General features: G+C 44.1%; 14 protein-coding genes and 1 tRNA gene. 9 read left to right on the top strand and 6 right to left on the bottom strand.

Annotation, left to right across the window (positions count from 1 at the left end):
• Window positions 1-279 precede the first annotated feature (279 nt).
• A complete protein-coding gene (locus RB604_RS14710; protein WP_055294705.1) occupies window positions 280-2,172 on the top strand; it encodes a TonB-dependent receptor plug domain-containing protein in 1,893 nt (630 codons plus the stop codon).
• Between the two features lie 330 nt (window positions 2,173-2,502).
• Here RB604_RS14710 and RB604_RS14705 read toward each other — a convergent pair.
• Window positions 2,503-2,576 (bottom strand) — tRNA-Asp (locus RB604_RS14705).
• Between the two features lie 193 nt (window positions 2,577-2,769).
• Between RB604_RS14705 and RB604_RS14700 the strand changes: the two genes are divergently transcribed.
• A complete protein-coding gene (locus RB604_RS14700) occupies window positions 2,770-4,086 on the top strand; it encodes an aminotransferase class I/II-fold pyridoxal phosphate-dependent enzyme (protein ID WP_005932080.1) in 1,317 nt (438 codons plus the stop codon).
• Window positions 4,087-4,157: 71 nt separating this feature from the next.
• Entirely contained in the window at window positions 4,158-4,751 is a 594-nt protein-coding gene (locus tag RB604_RS14695) for a YqgE/AlgH family protein (protein ID WP_005932082.1), read from the top strand.
• Between the two features lie 26 nt (window positions 4,752-4,777).
• On the opposite strand, the gene RB604_RS14690 is transcribed toward RB604_RS14695, so the two are convergent.
• From RB604_RS14690 to recR, 4 genes are read right to left on the bottom strand one after another with little or no spacing between them, the layout of a single operon-like run.
• Window positions 4,778-5,329, bottom strand: a complete 552-nt coding sequence (locus RB604_RS14690; RefSeq protein WP_005932084.1) for a GNAT family N-acetyltransferase — start codon at window positions 5,327-5,329, stop codon at window positions 4,778-4,780.
• Window positions 5,330-5,338: 9 nt separating this feature from the next.
• Window positions 5,339-6,532, bottom strand: a complete 1,194-nt coding sequence (locus RB604_RS14685) for a glycosyltransferase family 2 protein (RefSeq protein ID WP_055294703.1) — start codon at window positions 6,530-6,532, stop codon at window positions 5,339-5,341.
• On the bottom strand, window positions 6,529-6,981 hold the full coding sequence (locus tag RB604_RS14680) for a hypothetical protein (RefSeq protein WP_021936211.1): 453 nt from the start codon (window positions 6,979-6,981) through the stop codon (window positions 6,529-6,531). The genes RB604_RS14685 and RB604_RS14680 overlap by 4 nt, the downstream gene beginning before the upstream one ends.
• A 22-nt stretch (window positions 6,982-7,003) precedes the next feature.
• Window positions 7,004-7,621, bottom strand: a complete 618-nt coding sequence (gene recR / locus RB604_RS14675; protein WP_055294760.1) for a recombination mediator RecR — start codon at window positions 7,619-7,621, stop codon at window positions 7,004-7,006.
• Between the two features lie 98 nt (window positions 7,622-7,719).
• On the opposite strand from recR, the gene RB604_RS14670 reads away from it, so the two are divergent.
• The 3 genes from RB604_RS14670 to RB604_RS14660 are packed head-to-tail and all read left to right on the top strand — an operon-like array spanning window position 7,720 to window position 10,392.
• Window positions 7,720-9,195, top strand: coding sequence for a sodium:solute symporter (locus tag RB604_RS14670; protein ID WP_055294701.1), 1,476 nt, complete (start codon window positions 7,720-7,722; stop codon window positions 9,193-9,195).
• Window positions 9,176-9,781 (top strand): ribosome biogenesis GTP-binding protein YihA/YsxC, encoded by a 606-nt coding sequence (yihA, locus tag RB604_RS14665; RefSeq protein ID WP_005932094.1) that lies wholly within the window; start codon window positions 9,176-9,178, stop codon window positions 9,779-9,781. Before RB604_RS14670 ends, yihA begins: the two co-directional genes overlap by 20 nt.
• Window positions 9,782-9,795: 14 nt before the next feature.
• Window positions 9,796-10,392, top strand: coding sequence for a DUF4923 family protein (locus RB604_RS14660; protein WP_005932096.1), 597 nt, complete (start codon window positions 9,796-9,798; stop codon window positions 10,390-10,392).
• A gap of 223 nt (window positions 10,393-10,615) precedes the next feature.
• Here the strand turns inward: RB604_RS14660 and RB604_RS14655 are convergent, their stop codons facing one another.
• Window positions 10,616-11,749 carry an aldose epimerase family protein gene (locus RB604_RS14655; protein ID WP_055294699.1) on the bottom strand — a complete coding sequence of 378 codons (1,134 nt, stop codon included), beginning with the start codon at window positions 11,747-11,749 and terminating at the stop codon, window positions 10,616-10,618.
• A 105-nt stretch (window positions 11,750-11,854) separates the two neighbouring features.
• On the opposite strand from RB604_RS14655, the gene RB604_RS14650 reads away from it, so the two are divergent.
• The 3 genes from RB604_RS14650 to RB604_RS14640 all read left to right on the top strand — a co-directional run bounded on the left by RB604_RS14650 (window position 11,855) and on the right by RB604_RS14640 (window position 17,733).
• Complete coding sequence (locus RB604_RS14650) at window positions 11,855-12,247, top strand: DUF1573 domain-containing protein (protein ID WP_025819035.1); 393 nt, start codon at window positions 11,855-11,857, stop codon at window positions 12,245-12,247.
• Window positions 12,248-12,361: 114 nt separating this feature from the next.
• Complete coding sequence (locus RB604_RS14645) at window positions 12,362-14,350, top strand: OPT family oligopeptide transporter (RefSeq protein WP_055294697.1); 1,989 nt, start codon at window positions 12,362-12,364, stop codon at window positions 14,348-14,350.
• 155 nt (window positions 14,351-14,505) lie between these two features.
• Window positions 14,506-17,733, top strand: coding sequence for a glycoside hydrolase family 2 TIM barrel-domain containing protein (locus tag RB604_RS14640; protein WP_055294695.1), 3,228 nt, complete (start codon window positions 14,506-14,508; stop codon window positions 17,731-17,733).
• Window position 17,734 lies beyond the last annotated feature (1 nt).

Below are 17,734 nucleotides of genomic sequence, written 5' to 3'. Positions count from 1 at the left end.
AAGTCTCTATTTTTGCGAAGTGGAAGGTTCGGATTGAAAAACCGAATAGTAATCTTCCGGAATTTTATTCTTTTAGAGCCTGTTTAAATCGTGCTCAGTATTATTTTGAGAGTTATTTTGAGGATATTTCTTCATTTTTATGGGGAGGATAACGGTAAGCCTGACGAATGAAAATGGGAAAATAGACCGAAAACAAGCTCAAAATAAGCTGATGAAAACCTCAGAAAGGAAAATTTAGACAGATTCTTAATATTACTAGAAACACCAGAACTATTTACAATGAAAAGAAAGAAAAAGGAATCAGTCACCTTATTGGCCTGCATGTTTTTAGGTTCGTCCCTGTCTGTTTATTCACAAAATGACACCATCCATACAACTAAAAATTATAGAATAGACGAGGTGGTTGTGACGGGAACACGCAGCGAGACGGATATTCGTCATTTGCCGATGACAGTTTCTGTTGTTGGCCGTAAACAGATAGAAGACAGCTATCAACCCTCTTTATTGCCGACATTGGTTCAACAAGTACCGGGATTATTCATTACCGGCAGAGGTGTAATGGGATACGGTGTATCAGACGGTGCGGCCGGAAGCATGAACTTGCGTGGAATCGGAGGAGCGGCAGGTATGCTGATTCTTATCGACGGACATCCGCAATACATGGGATTAATGGGGCATCCGATCGCTGATGCTTATCAGTCGATGCTGGCCGAACGGGTGGAAGTATTACGTGGCCCGGCTTCTGTCCTTTATGGTTCAAATGCGATGGGTGGTGTTGTCAACATTGTTACCCGAAAGATACAACAGGACGGAGTGAAAACCGGTGCCCGGATAGGTTACGGCTCTTACAACACGCTTCAGAGTGAATTTTCGAATTTTGTGAAAAAAGGGCGTTTCAGCAGCGTGGTCACAGGATCGTATAACCGGACAGACGGGCATCGGGATAATATGGAGTTTGAGCAATATGGCGGTTATGCCAAATTAGGTTATGAATTCAATGATTTCTGGAATATATATGGCGATGTAAACATCACCCATTTCAATGCCTCCAATCCGGGGAAAACAAATGAACCGATGTTTGATAATGATTCCCGCATTACACGAGGAATGACTTCGTTTGCTTTACAAAACAAATATGAAAATACATCCGGAGCATTGAGCTTTTTCTACAACTGGGGACGGCATAAAATAAACGATGGATATGGTACGGGAGAAGAGCCGATTGATGACCGTTTTAATTCTAAGGACCGGATGATGGGGCTGTCATGGTATCAAAGTGCTACCCTCTTCACAGGAAACCGATTGACTCTCGGTTTTGACTATCTTCATTTTGGCGGTCATGCATGGAGTCATTATTTGAGCGATGGCCACAATGAAGACATTGCCAATAAAAATATGAATGAACTGGCCGGCTATATTGACTTTCGCCAAGCTATTGGTAATTGGTTGACCCTGGATGCCGGTATACGTGTGGATCATCATACACAAGTAGGTACAGAATGGGTACCACAAGGCGGTTTGTCTTTTCATCTGCCCGAAAATGCAGTATTGAAAGCAATGGTCGGTAAAGGTTATCGTAATCCTACTATCCGCGAAATGTTTATATTTCCTCCCCAAAATCCGGACTTAAAGCCGGAAAAGTTGGTAAACTACGAATTATCATATTCACAGCATTTATGGAACGGTGCATTGGCTTACGGTGCAAACTTTTATTATATTAATGGGGATAATGTGATTATTACCGACCGCTCCACCCGTCCACCCCGTAACATCAACTCTGGCGAAATAGAGAATTGGGGGATAGAAGCGAATATTGCTTACCGGATAAACTCTTTGTGGAGCGTTTCTGCCAATTATAGCTGGCTGCATATGGAGCATCCGGTACTTGCCGCTCCTGAGCATAAACTTTATGCCGGCATCAGTTTCTCAAAAGGCAGATGGGGAATTTCTACTGATTTACAGTACATAAAAGGACTCTATACCTCAGTCGATACCGGAAGTGAGAAACAGGAGAATTTTGTATTGTGGAATCTGACCGGCAGTTACAAACTTTGTAAATTTGCCAGTCTGTTCGCTAAGGGAGAAAACCTGCTGGCACAGCGATACCAGATAAATGACGGATTCCCTATGCCGAAAGCGACTTTTATGGGTGGTGTGAATATTAATTTCTAAAAATGTCACCATAAATGCGGAAAAGGGAAAAAAGAGACCGTTTGAATAGGGAAAATTATCAACAGTTAAGCCTGTTTGTAAATTATTGATTATCAAAATGTTGTGTAAGCAGTTATTTTGCCGTAGAGAATCGATCCGTTGCTCTACGAGGAACGACTCAAAACTCTACGACAAATGGGGCGAAACTCTACGAGAAACGAATTGAATATTCATAAGATATGACAATTGGCATAAATACAAACAGAAATATTTATTCATTGTAGCAATAAAGAAAAAGCTCTGTAATTCATGAATTACAGAGCTTTTTCTTTATTTCGCTTTCTTCGAAAGCGGTCCGGACGGGACTCGAACCCGCGACCCCATGCGTGACAGGCATGTATTCTAACCAACTGAACTACCGAACCAATATCTATTTTAATTAGTCATCTCTCTCGATTGCGGATGCAAAGGTAGATATTTTTTTTATATTTGCAATAGTTTGAAAGAAAAAAAGAGAATAATTTTGTTCGGGATAACTCTCGAAAGAAAAAGATTCTACAGATAAATTAATTCTTTATCTTTGTACCACAGAAACATATTATATATAAAAGGAAAGGCATGAAAAATACACCTATCGAACGACATTTGATCGATGAAACGATTGAAGAATTTCAAATTGCGGATTTCTCTAAAGCTACCATTCGCGAAGTTAAGGCTATTGCCGTTAAAGCGGAAGCAGAATCCGGAGTCGAATTTATTAAAATGGAAATGGGAGTACCCGGTCTCCCCCCCTCGACTGTCGGTGTAAAGGCAGAAGTAGAAGCGCTACAAAAAGGAATAGCAAGTTTGTATCCGGATATCAATGGACTTCCGGAACTAAAACAGGAAGCTTCACGCTTTATCAAAGCATTTATTAATGTAGACCTGAAGCCGGAAGGATGTGTCCCCGTGACGGGTTCCATGCAGGGCACTTTTGCTTCATTCCTTACTTGCAGCCAGTGTAATGAAGAAAAAGATACGATACTCTTCATCGATCCGGGATTTCCGGTACAAAAACAGCAGCTTGTGGTGATGGGACAAAAATATGAAACATTCGATGTATATGATTTCCGTGGAGACAAGCTAAAAGAGAAACTGGAAAGTTACTTGGAAAAAGGAAATATATCTGCCATCATTTATTCTAACCCTAACAATCCAAGCTGGATTTGCCTAAGCGATAAAGAACTCAGAATTATAGGCGAGCTGGCAACCCGGTATGACGTCATTGTTTTAGAAGATCTGGCATATTTCGCAATGGATTTCCGTAAAGATCTCAGCACTCCGTTCCAAGCACCTTATCAGCCGTCTGTAGCTCACTATACCGATAATTATATATTGTTGATTTCCGGTTCCAAGGCATTCAGTTATGCAGGACAGCGTATTGGCGTCAGTTGTATTTCTGATAAATTATATCACCGCAGTTATCCCGGATTGACGAAGCGTTACGGTGGCGGTACATTCGGTACGGTATTTATTCATCGTGTTCTTTATGCCTTGTCTTCCGGTACCAGCCATTCGGCACAGTTTGCTATGGCTGCAATGCTGAAAGCGGCTAATGAAGGAAAATATAATTTCCTTGATGAAGTAAAGATATACGGAGAACGGGCGCGAAAGCTGAAAGAGATTTTCCTGCGTCATGGTTTTCATCTTGTCTATGATAAAGATTTAGGTGAACCTATTGCCGACGGTTTCTATTTTACGATTGGCTATCCGGGCATGACAAGTGGCGAGTTGGCAAAAGAATTGATGTATTATGGGGTAAGCGCGATTTCGCTTGTCACTACGGGAAGCCATCAGCAAGGATTACGGGCATGCACTTCTTTCATAAAAGATCATCAATATGTACAATTGGATGAAAGAATGAAAATTTTTAAGGAAAACCATCCCATATCATAAAAAGTACACGGAAAAGTAAAAAAAAAGAGAAGATAGTTTGTTCCTGTGAAAAAAATATTTATATTTATCGCATGAACAATATCAATGCCGACATATTCAAGATACAATCGAATAATGTATTGCCGTCACGGGGAAAGATTCTGATCTCGGAACCCTTTCTCTGTGATGCTACATTCGGTCGTTCGGTAGTACTGCTTGTCGATCATACCAGCGAAGGCAGCATGGGTCTGATAATGAACAAACAACTCCCGTTGTTAGTTAATGATGTCGTTAAAGAATTTAAGTATCTGGAAGACATCCCTTTATATAAAGGCGGGCCGATAGGGACCGATACCCTGTTCTATCTGCACACTTTATCCCAACTTCCCGGAGCGCTTCCGGTAAGTAACGGATTATATCTGAATGGAGATTTTGATGCACTGAAAAAGCACATTTTACAAGGTAATGAGATCAACGGGAAAGTAAGATTCTTTTTGGGATATTCCGGTTGGGAATGTGAACAGTTGATACAGGAGATCAAAGAAAACACTTGGATTATAGCTAAGGAAGATCCTTCTTATTTGCTTGATGGAGAAGTAAAAGATATGTGGAAAAACGCATTGGGCAAGTTAGGCAGTAAATATGAAACCTGGTCACGTTTTCCACAAGTACCTTCACTAAATTAATTCAACACTTATTTGGATAACAGCAGTTATTTGCCGCTTTCATTCAGCGTTATTTTTATGCGTTGCATCAGAGCGGCATCTTTATAGCCTTCCGATGTCGAAAGCCAATCTTTCAGCAGTCCGCATTGCGCAAAACCACAGGATGCAAATAATTTCATACTGGCTTCATTCTCCGTGGCTACATGGGCATAAAGCTGATGGATTTGTAAAAAATCAAAAGCATAATCGCATAACAGGTTTAGTGCATCGGAAGCGTATCCGGCACCACGACAATCTGCATGTAAGGCTATTCCTACAGCGCCACGCGAATGTAAAGGAACAAAATCGGTTATATCGATCGTGCCGATCGTCCGGTTGTCCTCCCGGCGGATAATCATAAGGCGCAACTGCTTATCGGCGAACATATCGCTTTGAGAGCCCTCAATGTACTGGCGCAGCACATAACGGGAATACGGTACGGTGAAACTACTGATATCCCACATGGACGGATCGTTTTCCATTTCATACATTACGTCAATATCTTCCGGTTCGACTGCGCGAAGGTAAATACGGTCGTTTATTAAATAAGATTGTTTCATGTTGTCTACTTATACATAGTTTCTTTCAGGAGTTACCAATACGCGGCTTTTCGGATTATAAATACCTAACAAAAGCTTTTCCTCCTGACTTTGGGATAGTAAAGAGAGTATTGCAGAATAAGAAAAGACGCTGCTATCATACACCACATGTGTGAAACCGCCAAAATTCTCTTTCTGCAAAAGATTATGGCCTGCAACAGTCGATCTTTCATTTGAAATCACATAATGATGGGATTCGTTTAATTGATTCGATTGACAAATAGCGCGGATGCTGTACATGTTTTTTTCACTGGAAAATATAAGAAAGCGGGGTTCACATTTTCCTCTATCGGCGTATAAAGCCGGTACATGCTTTTTTATGAAAACGATGCTTAGCTTCAGCCAAGTTTGCAGTTTAATACCTGCCCGTACCATCCAACGGTATAATAATGGATAATGTGTACCATGTTTGCAGAAGAATATATCCATCGCTCCGTAGAATACGCGTACATACCGATAAGACTCTTTCGATGTACTCTCTCCCTTGTAATGTAAAATAGGATACGGCAGATAATAGTTTTTGTACCCAGCTTCGGTTATGCGACAGGATAAATCAATGTCTTCACCGTACATGAAGAAATCTTCATCGAGTAAACCGGAACTGTTTAGAGCTTTTCTGCGAAGCATCATATAGGCTCCGGCCAATACGGGGACCGAATGAACGGCGTTCTCGTCCAGACGGGAAAGATAATACCCGTCAAAACGAGGGTTATCAGGAAATATGCGATGCATGCCCGTAAGTTTCCAGAAAGAAGTTGCCGGAGACGGATATCCCCTTTTTGATTCCGGCAAGAAATGTCCATCCGGTGCAAGCATTTTCACACCACAGGCACCTGCGTCGGGGTGGGTATCCATAAACTCAAGCACTTCAGCGATATTTGTTTCCGGAAGCAGCGTATCGGGATTTAATAACAGTACATATTCTCCCCGGGCTTTCTCCATAGCTTGGTTATTGGCACAGGCAAAGCCTACATTCCTTTTATTGTAGATATAGGTCAGCTGGGGAAAACGTTCGACGATGTATTCCGGAGAACCGTCGGTAGAAGCGTTGTCTACCACTATTACTTCTGTCGGGATGTTTTCTACGGCCCGGTAAAGAGATAGAAGACATTGTTCCAGATAATACTTTACGTTATAATTAACAATGACAACTGTGAGCTTCATTCTTCTTTATTTATATGGAGTTCATTACGGAGTCGTTTTTCACTGGGCAGACAAAAAAACGAAGCGGTCAGAGCGCATAAAGCGCAAAGGGCACCGGTACTGTTTAGTGTCATATAATAACACAGAAGATTATAGACAACTACGATAGCAAGCAGTCCCAAACGTATGTGACTCCACACTGCATAACGACTGAGAGCCACCGGAAAAGTAAGATTGTCAATCTTGCGTGTCAATACGAGAGAAAATAATTTCATGGAAAAGGGAATATTGATCGCAGTAAGCAAAATCCCTATCGTCTCAAGATAATAGGAGGTTCGCACATCATCGGCAAAAAGGCCGACAGGCAAGAGTTCTGTTTCACCGCCAACTACCAGTAATATGGCAACTGCCCAGAAAATGACATAAACGATTCTCTGGCTTTTCGCAATGTGTTTTATTTGTTCTTCCATCTAAATGATTTTCTTAGCTTAATTATACGGTTCCGGTAAATACCGTCCGGTTAACAATACTCCTGCCCAATGTCACCTCGTCGGTGTACTCCAATTCATCGCCTATGGAGACACCACGGGCCAAGACACTGAGTTTGATACCCATCTTCTCCAGCTTGCGATAAATGTAAAAGTTGGTCGTATCTCCTTCCATCGTGGTACTCAAAGCCAATATCACCTCTTTTATTCCACCTTCCGCTACCCGTTGCACCAGACTGTCTATCTGCAGGTCGCTCGGCCCTACCCCATCCATCGGAGAAATGACGCCGCCCAACACATGATACAGTCCGCGAAATTGCTGGGTGCCTTCTACCGCCATTACATCGCGGATGTTTTCTACTACGCAAACCGTGGAAGCGTCACGGGCGGGATTCGCACAGATCTGACAGGTGTCGGTATCGGATATATTATGACATACGCGGCAATATTTCACTTCGTGTTTCAGGGTGATAATGGAATTTCCAAAAGCTTCGACCGTGGCATTATCTTGCCGTAACAGATGCAGTACCAGCCGCATAGCGGTTTTTCGTCCGATTCCGGGAAGTTTGGAGAATTCTCCGACAGCCTTTTCAAGCAGGACGGATGGATATTGTTGGTTCATATATATTTCTAACTCGGTTCTATAATTCTGCGCAAATATACTCATTGATTTACAGATAGAAAATAAATTGCAAAATAAATCGTACCTTTGCGCCCGTTATGAGGATACTGGTCACTATTATCTGCTATTTTGCAGTACTGCTTTTGATTGCCCGGCTCACCGGAAAAGGAAAGAAAAGCAGTTCGGATGCTGCATTCTTCCGGGGAGAGAACCGGTCGCCGTGGTACATCGTTTCCTTCGGAATGATTGGCGCCAGCATATCGGGAGTGACGTTTGTTTCCGTGCCGGGGATGGTGCGAAGTATGGATATGACATATATGCAAACTGTCTTCGGATTCTTTTTCGGTTATCTGGTGGTGGCGCACGTGCTGCTTCCGATGTACTACCGGCTCAATCTGACAAGTATTTACAGTTATCTCGGCACTCGGATCGGTGTGCAGACTTACCGTACAGGCGCTTTCTTTTTTCTGCTTTCGCGAATGCTCGGTACGGCTGCCAAACTCTATTTGGTTTGTCTTATTCTCCACACGTATGTATTCGGGCATATGGGCATACCTTTCTGGGCTATTGCTGCCGGTTCGGTGGCGCTGGTATGGGGTTATACACACAAGAGTGGTATCAAAACCATTGTCTGGACAGACACGTTGCAGACATTCTGCCTGATAGCGGCATTGATTTCCATTATTTATTTTACGATACAGAAGCTGGATACGGGAGATGGAGGAATAATGACGATGATCGGTAATAGCCCGCACAGCCGCGTATTCGTTTTTGATGACTGGATGTCGCGGCAGAATTTCTTCAAGCAATTTCTAAGCGGTATTTTCATCGTGATCGTGATGACGGGACTGGATCAGGATATGATGCAGAAGAATCTCTCTTGCAAGAATCTACGCGAGGCACAGAAGAACATGTATTGCTACGGATTCTCTTTCATCCCGCTAAATCTTCTGTTTCTATGCTTGGGCATACTGTTGCTGACGCTGGCCGGACAAATGAATTTAGCGCTTCCCGAGGTGAACGATGATATCCTTCCCTTGTTCGCCACTCAAGGCTATTTAGGGCAAACCGTACTTGTATTATTTACCATCGGCATCATTGCGGCGGCATTCAGTAATTCCGATTCTGCACTGACGGCTATGACCACCAGCGTATGTGTGGATTTACTCAGAACGGATAGGGATGTCGAAGAGGTCGCGCTCCGCCGTCGCGGAAAAGTACATATCACCTTATCCGTCATACTCGTTTTTTTCATCTGTCTGGTAGAAGCACTGAACAGTAAAAGTGTGATCGATGCTATCTATATAATTGCTTCCTACACTTACGGCCCGTTGTTGGGGATGTTTGCTTTCGGGCTGTTCACCCGGCGTAGGACGCGGGATCGCTGGGTGCCTTTTATTGCGGTGGCTTCTCCGATACTATGTTATGCGCTCGACCGCTTCGCAATGCAGAGTTATGGATATAAGTTCGGCTATGAGTTGCTTATGCTAAACGGAATGCTTACTTTTGCAGGGATGTACGCTTTATCTTCAAAAGAATTAAAAAACAAAGAACATGGAAATATCAAATGCTGAATTTATCATCAGTAACACGGACGTGAAGAAATGTCCGGCCGGACGCCTTCCCGAATATGCTTTTATCGGCCGTTCGAATGTGGGCAAATCCAGCCTTATCAATATGTTGACCGGCCGTAAGGGGCTTGCCATGACATCGGCTACTCCCGGGAAAACGATGCTTATCAATCATTTTCTTATCAACAACGGCTGGTACATCGTCGACCTTCCGGGTTATGGCTATGCCCGTCGCGGCATGAAAGGTCAGGACCAGATACGTACCATCATCGAAGATTATATTCTGGAACGGGAACAGATGACTAATCTTTTCCTTTTGATAGACTCCCGGCTGGAACCGCAAAAGATCGACTTGGAATTTATGGAATGGCTGGGTGAAAACGGGATACCTTTCTCTATCATATTCACAAAGGCCGACAAACTGAAAGGCGGACGATTGAAAATGAACATCAATGCCTATCTGCGGGAACTGCACAAGCAGTGGGAAGAACTCCCCCCCTATTTTGTTTCGTCGTCGGAAGACCGGACGGGGCGTGAGGAAATATTAGATTATATCGAAAGCATTAATAAGGATATTAATTCAAAATAAATTAATAAGAAACAATGAAGAAGTATGTTTTATCATTAGCAATCGTGTCGGCTTTATTGTTTGTAACAACAAACATCCAGGCGCAATCATGGGCCGATTTATTTAAAAAAGAAAACATCGAGAAAGTAGTGAATGCCGTAACCGGTAACAACGCGATAGATATGACCGGTACATGGACTTACTCGGGTTCGGCCATAGAGTTTGAATCGGACAATCTCCTGCAAAAAGCCGGTGGTGCGGCTGCCGCTTCTCTTGCCGAGAACAAATTGAACGAGCAACTTGCCAAAGTCGGTATTAAAGACGGACAGGTAAGTTTTACTTTCAATGCGGACAGCACTTTTACAAGCACCGTAGGAAAACGCACGATGAACGGAACGTATTCCTATGATACTTCCGACAAGACGGTACACCTGAAGTATTTCAGATTGTTGAACCTGAACGCTAAAGTAAACTGTACGAGTAGCAGCATGGAGTTATTGTTCAATTCGGATAAATTACTGAAATTGATATCTTTCATATCCAGTAAAAGTAGTAATACGACTCTGAATGCCATCAGCTCATTGGCTGATAGTTACGATGGAATGATGTTAGGCTTTGAATTGAAAAAATAGAAAAAAGGTCAGTAATGAAAAATGCCGGTTGCATTTCATTCGGATGCAACCGGCATTTTTTTAAGTCTTCCGGTATATCGGGATCGATTTCTTTTACATTAATATATACGGAACCGGTTTTCACAAGCACCGGGATCAGTGTCCGTAAGCACCGGTAACAACGCTCTTAAGCACCCTGCTTATATTATCTCCTTCCGGTGCTTACCCCCGGCAAGGACGCTTGTTATTTTTCGATGCCGAAACGATAGGTACAACGGCTCTTATAATTTTCGCCCGGCCGAAGTACGGTCGACGGGAACTGCGGCTTGTTAGGGCTATCCGCAAAATGCTGCGTTTCCATGCATATAGCACTTCTTTTTTGATAGGCAATGCCTTTTTTCCCCACCATTGCGCCGCGCAATCCATTAGCTGTATATATTTGTAATCCGGGCTCGTTTGTATATATTTCCATTGTACGCCCACTTTTAAAATCAATCAGGCGGGCTGCCAATTTCGTGTCATCCCCATCCGTATTCAGCACCCAATTGTGGTCATAACCTTTCACGATATTGAGTTGCATGACATCTTCATCGATCCGTTCGCCAATCACATGCGGTGTGGTAAAATCAAACGGGGTTCCGGCTACCGGTAAGATCTCTCCGGTCACACATTTCAGCGAATCATAGGGTGTATACATATCCGCATTGATATAAAGCGACTGGTCCTCTACTGTCGTATTGAAGTCACCGGAAATATTAAAGAAGGAATGATGAGACAAATTGATGACAGTCGGCTTATCCGTTTCAGCTTCATAATGAATATCCAGTTCATTGTCTTTTGTCAATACAAAAATAACGTGTACTCTCAGGTTTCCGGGGAAGCCGTTTTCTCCATCGGGAGAGAAAAGGGACAATTTCAATGCATTTTCATCCAATTGTTCCGCCTGCCATATTTTGGAAGCAAACCCCGGATCCCCACCGTGGGCACAATGTGTATCCGTATTCGGCATCAGATGATAAGTAACCGAATCCAGCGTAAACGTTGAATTCACTATCCTGCCGATATACCTCCCGATAGTCGCCCCGAAATTCTGTTTTGTTGCCAGATAATCGGCAATCGTAGGATAACCACACACGATATCCTCCATTTTCCCATTTCTGTCCGGAACCATCAGTGAGACCACACGCCCACCGTAGTTCGTAATACAGGCTTCCATCCCGTTCTCATTTCTAAGTACATACAAGTCTGTCAATTGCCCGTCCACTTCTGTCTGAAAATCGCGTATGTTCAGTCCGGAAAGTGTCATTTCTTTTTCCTTTTTACAGGAAACGCATACCAATAATGCGAAAGCCGTTAAAATGATATCCCTTACGTTCATTGTTATTGTTTGTCTCTTTTTTAATACTATTTCGCAAAGATACAGTATTATTTCTAAAAAAAAGCTTTACCTTTGTCTTTCGTAAACAATAAAAAGGAAATAAGTATGAAAAAGATATTATTTTTCGCAGTAATGTTAGTGATGGGGATAAGCTATGCGTCTGCGCAGTCGGCCCAAATCAAGTTTGACAAAACGACCCATGATTTCGGGACATTCTCTGAAAACAGTCCGGTGGTAACTTGTGTATTTACTTTCACTAATATCGGTGACGCTCCTTTGGTGATTCATCAGGCAGTAGCATCCTGCGGATGTACGGTGCCCGATTATACAAAAGAACCGATTCTTCCCGGAAAGACAGGTACTATTAAGGTAACTTACAACGGGACAGGTAAATATCCGGGACACTTCAAAAAATCAATAACCCTTCGCACGAATGCCAAAACGGAAATGATGCGTTTGTATATCGAAGGCAATATGACAGCCAAAGATGCCAAATAATAAGAAATAGATAACAAGAGTTAAGGAGAATCTTTCGATTCTCCTTTTTTTTTGCTTTCTTTGATGCTTATTTACAAAGAACACAATAACACATTAAAATTTTATATGTAAGGTATGAAACAAGAAGAAGACAAATTCACCGGCTTGCCCGAAAACGCGTTCAGGGAATTGAAGCCGGGCGAAGTGTACAACCCACTGATGAGTCCCGGAAAGAATTATCCGGAAGTAAACGTATGGTCGGTAACCTGGGGTATCGCCATGGCCATCCTCTTTTCGGCGGCGGCCGCCTATTTGGGATTGAAAGTCGGCCAGGTATTCGAAGCCGCCATTCCTATTGCCATTATAGCGGTAGGTGTTTCGGGAGCGGCCAAACGCAAGAATGCATTGGGAGAAAATGTGATCATCCAGTCCATCGGAGCCTGTTCGGGAGTAATCGTGGCCGGAGCTATCTTTACCCTTCCTGCCCTGTACATCCTGCAGGCGAAATATCCGGAGATGACCGTTACCTTTATGCAAGTATTCATCAGTTCTCTTTTAGGAGGTGTCTTGGGTATTCTGTTTCTTATACCTTTCCGTAAATATTTCGTAAGCGATATGCACGGTAAATATCCCTTTCCGGAGGCTACGGCAACAACACAGGTGCTTATATCCGGAGAGAAAGGCGGCAGTCAGGCAAAGCCGTTGCTTATGGCCGGCATTATCGGTGGTTTGTATGACTTTGTCGTTGCCACTTTCGGTTGGTGGAACGAGAATTTTACCACCCGTGTATGCAGTGCCGGTGAGATGCTGGCAGAAAAAGCCAAATTGGTATTTAAAGTAAATACAGGGGCTGCCGTACTGGGTTTGGGGTATATTGTCGGATTGAAATATGCTTTCATCATTTGTGCCGGTTCGTTGGCGGTATGGTGGATTATCGTTCCGGGGATGTCTATGTTCTGGGGAGACAGCGTGCTGAATGCATGGAATCCCGAAATCACGAGTACTGTGGGGATGATGAGTCCTGAAGAGATCTTCAAATATTATGCGAAAAGTATCGGCATCGGTGGTATCGCGATGGCCGGTGTGATCGGGATTATCAAGTCATGGAGCATCATCAAGAGTGCCGTAGGATTGGCTGCCAAAGAGATGGGCGGCAAAGGAAACGTAGAGAAAAATATGCTCCGCACGCAGCGTGACTTATCCATGAAAATTATCGCTATCGGTTCCATCATCACGCTGGTTCTGATATTCTTATTCTTCTATTTTGATGTAATGCAGGGCAACCTGATACATACATTGGTAGCTATTGTTCTGGTGGCGGGCATTTCGTTCCTCTTTACTACAGTGGCTGCCAATGCCATCGCTATTGTCGGCACCAATCCGGTATCGGGCATGACGCTGATGACGTTGATTTTAGCTTCCGTCGTGATGGTAGCTGTCGGGCTGAAAGGCCCTTCGGGCATGGTAGCGGCTTTGGTTATGGGTGGCGTGGTCTGTACGGCATTATCCATGGCCGGCGGTTTTATCACCGACTTGAAAATTGGTTACTGGTTAGGTAGTACTCCTGCCAAACAGGAAACGTGGAAATTCCTCGGAACAATTGTTTCTGCCGCTACCGTAGGCGGAGTAATGATTATCCTCAACAAAACATATGGCTTCACCAGTGGAGCACTGGCTGCACCGCAGGCAAATGCAATGGCAGCCGTTATCGAACCGTTGATGAGCGGTGTAGGTGCGCCGTGGCTGCTTTATGGTATCGGCGCTATACTGGCCATTATACTTACTTGTTTCAAAGTTCCTGCGCTCGCCTTTGCATTGGGTATGTTCATTCCGCTTGAATTGAATGTTCCTTTGGTAGTGGGTGGAGCTGTCAATTGGTATGTGACAAGCCGCAGCAAAGATGCTTCATTAAATACCGAACGCGGAGAAAAGGGTACTTTGCTTGCTTCCGGTTTCATTGCCGGCGGCGCTTTGATGGGTGTGATCAGTGCAGCCATGCGTTTCGGAGGAGTCAATCTCGTAAACGATGCCTGGCTAAACAACACTTGGTCGCAGGTATTGGCCCTCGGTGCCTATGCTTTGCTGATTCTTTACTTTATCAAGGCTTCGATGAAAGTAAAATGATAAATAATGCGGCAATATGCCAATGTGCCGATTGGCTGCGCTATCCTGCCGGATGGCAATCATGTATTGGCATATTGACACGTTGGAATGTGGATGCATTTACGTATCGATATTGACATATCAACCATTGTTCTAACTTAATAAAACCCGTCTTCATGAAAAACCTATTAACGGTTGTATGTCTTGTAATACTCCCTCTGACTTCTATCGCTCAGGGGGAGCGTTATAAACAGATAACCGATCCCCAACTGACAAGTATACGCAAAGAAGCCCCCTGCAGTAGCTTTACATCGTATACGAACGAGAAAGATGCTGCCGTAAACAACCGGAAAGACGGAACTTTCCGCCTCTCGTTAAACGGCAAATGGAAATTCAACTATGTAGACAGTTTCTCAACCCGCCCGACGGACTTCATGCTTCCGGAAAAGAATGTAAGTGACTGGGCAGATATCCAGGTACCCGGAAACTGGGAGCGGCAAGGCTTCGGAATTCCTATCTATGTGAACACGTCTTATGAATTCTGCTCACCGGGATATGCCCCGTATTGGGATCGGCCCAATCCTCCGTATGTACCCGAGGAATGGAATCCGACAGGAACCTACCGGCGTGATTTTACGCTTCCTGCCGATTGGAATGGAAAAGAGATTTTTCTCAGTGCCGACGGAACTAAAGGAGCTGCATTTTTTTATCTGAACGGACAGTTCGCAGGAATGAGTAAAGATGCCAAGACTCCTGCCCGCTTCAATATCACCCAATTTGTGAAACCGGGTAAAAACGTGATTGCCGTGCAAGTTCATCGTTTCTCGGATGCCAATTATCTGGAATGCCAGGACTTCTGGCGTTTGAGCGGATTCGAAAGGGAGGTTTATCTTTATGCACAACCCAAGCTCCGGATTGCAGATTTCAAAGTAGAGAGCCCACTGGATGCCGATTATAAAGACGGTATACTGAAACTCAAGGTGAAGGTGGCCGATAGCGGCAAGCCGGTATCGACTTCTTACGTCCTTTCTTATAAGCTTCTCGACAAAGACGGAAAGCAGGTAGCGACTTCGGATTATGCAGTGGAAGCAATGCCGGTTTCCGTTCCTTCTCAAAGTACAAATGAATTTATTTTTGATGACAATATCATCAGGAACCCGAAACAATGGACTGCCGAAACTCCTTATCTGTATACTCTCATTATCAGTTTAAGAGAACCGGAAAACGGAGAAGTACTCGAAGCCACCAGTGTAAAAGTAGGATTCCGTACTGTAGAAATGAAGAATCATCAGCTATGCGTCAACGGCAAGCCTATTTTGGTGAAAGGTGTCAACGTACATGAGCACAATGAGTACACCGGACATTATGTTACGGAAGAACTGATGCTGAAAGATTTCGAACTTTGGAAAAAATACAATGTAAATACTGTGCGTACTTGCCATTACCCTCAACAGGAACGCTTCTATGAGCTATGTGATGAATACGGTATGTATGTGATCGATGAAGCCAATATCGAATCTCACGGAATGGGATATAACCGTGAAGTAGGCGGTACACTTGCCAACAATCCGTTATTCATGGATGCACACGTGGCGCGCACTGTCAACATGTACGAGCGCGATAAGAACCATCCCTCCGTCATCGTATGGTCATTAGGGAATGAGGCCGGAAACGGAGTGAACTTCTACAAAACTTACAGCTTGCTGAAAGAGCTGGACAGCCGTCCCGTACAGTACGAACAAGCCCACTTGGAATGGAATACGGATATTTGTTGCCCGATGTACTCCCGCCCTGCCGATATCGAAAAGTACGCAAAGAATCCCAAACATACCCGTCCGCTTATTCTGTGCGAATATGCACACGCAATGGGTAACAGTTTAGGAAATTTCCAGGAATACTGGGATATTATCGAGAAATACCCTCTTCTGCAAGGTGGTTGCATCTGGGATTGGGTGGATCAGGGATTTGCCGAGAAAACGGCAGATGGCCGCAAGTATTGGGCGTATGGCGGCGATTACGGTGCAACCGGTACTCCATCCGACGGTGATTTCTGCATCAACGGCGTTGTCTATCCCGACCGTTCGGTAAAACCGCAAACCACGGAAATGGGCAAGGTATATCAGAATATCAAGTTCGTCAATTTCAAGAAAGAAGCCGGAACGGTAGATGTGCGCAATGATTTTAGTTTTACCAATCTGGATAAATACGATTACCACTACGTCATCCGCGATCATGGAAAAGAAATCTATACCGACAAGTTCCGTGCAAGCGGTGCTCCGGGCGAAACCGTCACGGTGCAACTGAAAGGTATTCCGCAAGAACAGACGAATACCGGAGATGTACGCATTGAGTTCTACGCTACTGTGCGTACGCCCGAACCTTTCCTTCCGGCAGGCACTGTGATAGCCCGCGAACAGAACTACATCTACACTTTCCATAAGGACAATGCTGCTTTGCAAGCAGCTGCCCCCGTGAAGGAAACAGAGACGCAAGCCATCTATTCCGGCAAAAACTTCAAAGCGGTATTCGACAAGAAGAGCGGCATGCTGGTTTCTTACAAATATAATGGAATGGAGTATATACTCAACGGACAAGGATTGCATCCTAACTTCTGGCGTGCACCGATCGACAATGATTATGGTGCCGGATTACCACATAAATTAGGAGTGTGGAAAGAAGTCAGCTATGGAGAAGTGACGGCTGCTGTCTTTAATTCCCGAAACGGTGAAGTAACCTGTTCTTACAAATTCCCGAAAGCGGATGCAAGTTGGGACATCACCTACAAGATATATGCCGACGGAGTGATCAAAGTAAACAACCGGTTTGTGGCAGCGAATGAAAAGACTCCGATGATACCGCGTATCGGTTTACGTATGCAAATGCCGGAAACATTCACAACATTGACTTACTACGGACGCGGTCCGGAAGAAAACTATCGCGACCGTCGCACTTCTCAGTTCTTCGGAGAATATTCGTTACCGATCAAAGACATGTATGAACCTTACATCCGTCCGCAGGAAAACAATCACCGTACAGACATCTATTGGTGCGCTTTCACCAACAAATCCGGTGCCGGTCTGTTACTCGTTGCCGACCGTACGTTCGAATTGAACGCTTCGAACCATCCGCTCGAAACTCTTGACAGTGGAGATGACCTGCACAACGCAGCACCGCGCACAGCCGAAACAGACCATCGCCACCTCACCGATCCGAAACCGGAAAAGGTGGTAGATGTATTTGTGGACTACCGGATGATGGGTATTGGCGGAGACAATAGCTGGGGTGCCCTGCCACACGAACCTTATCTGATACGTACCGGTAGCGGGAATGCCATAGAATATGGTTTCACGCTGGTTCCATTTGGGCGCAAGGTTGATTTTAGAAACTTAATTTATCAATATTAAT

It is taken from the genome of Bacteroides salyersiae (assembly GCF_031172035.1).
GTDB classification, from domain to species: domain Bacteria; phylum Bacteroidota; class Bacteroidia; order Bacteroidales; family Bacteroidaceae; genus Bacteroides; species Bacteroides salyersiae.
The sequence above is the reverse complement of the archived record's forward strand: the minus strand, read 5'-3'. Positions and strand labels throughout refer to the sequence as shown.

Excerpts from the sequence above, each read along its gene's own strand:
- RB604_RS14640 (WP_055294695.1), top strand. The coding sequence starts at position 14,506 with ATGAAAAACCTATTAACGGTTGTATGTCTTGTAATACTCCCTCTGACT.
- RB604_RS14650 (WP_025819035.1), top strand. The coding sequence starts at position 11,855 with ATGAAAAAGATATTATTTTTCGCAGTAATGTTAGTGATGGGGATAAGC.
- RB604_RS14680 (WP_021936211.1), bottom strand. The coding sequence starts at position 6,981 with ATGGAAGAACAAATAAAACACATTGCGAAAAGCCAGAGAATCGTTTAT.
- RB604_RS14700 (WP_005932080.1), top strand. The coding sequence starts at position 2,770 with ATGAAAAATACACCTATCGAACGACATTTGATCGATGAAACGATTGAA.
- RB604_RS14645 (WP_055294697.1), top strand. The coding sequence starts at position 12,362 with ATGAAACAAGAAGAAGACAAATTCACCGGCTTGCCCGAAAACGCGTTC.
- RB604_RS14660 (WP_005932096.1), top strand. The coding sequence starts at position 9,796 with ATGAAGAAGTATGTTTTATCATTAGCAATCGTGTCGGCTTTATTGTTT.
- RB604_RS14710 (WP_055294705.1), top strand. The coding sequence starts at position 280 with ATGAAAAGAAAGAAAAAGGAATCAGTCACCTTATTGGCCTGCATGTTT.
- yihA (WP_005932094.1), top strand. The coding sequence starts at position 9,176 with ATGGAAATATCAAATGCTGAATTTATCATCAGTAACACGGACGTGAAG.
- RB604_RS14685 (WP_055294703.1), bottom strand. The coding sequence starts at position 6,532 with ATGAAGCTCACAGTTGTCATTGTTAATTATAACGTAAAGTATTATCTG.
- RB604_RS14655 (WP_055294699.1), bottom strand. The coding sequence starts at position 11,749 with ATGAACGTAAGGGATATCATTTTAACGGCTTTCGCATTATTGGTATGC.
- RB604_RS14695 (WP_005932082.1), top strand. The coding sequence starts at position 4,158 with ATGAACAATATCAATGCCGACATATTCAAGATACAATCGAATAATGTA.
- RB604_RS14690 (WP_005932084.1), bottom strand. The coding sequence starts at position 5,329 with ATGAAACAATCTTATTTAATAAACGACCGTATTTACCTTCGCGCAGTC.
- RB604_RS14670 (WP_055294701.1), top strand. The coding sequence starts at position 7,720 with ATGAGGATACTGGTCACTATTATCTGCTATTTTGCAGTACTGCTTTTG.
- recR (WP_055294760.1), bottom strand. The coding sequence starts at position 7,621 with ATGAACCAACAATATCCATCCGTCCTGCTTGAAAAGGCTGTCGGAGAA.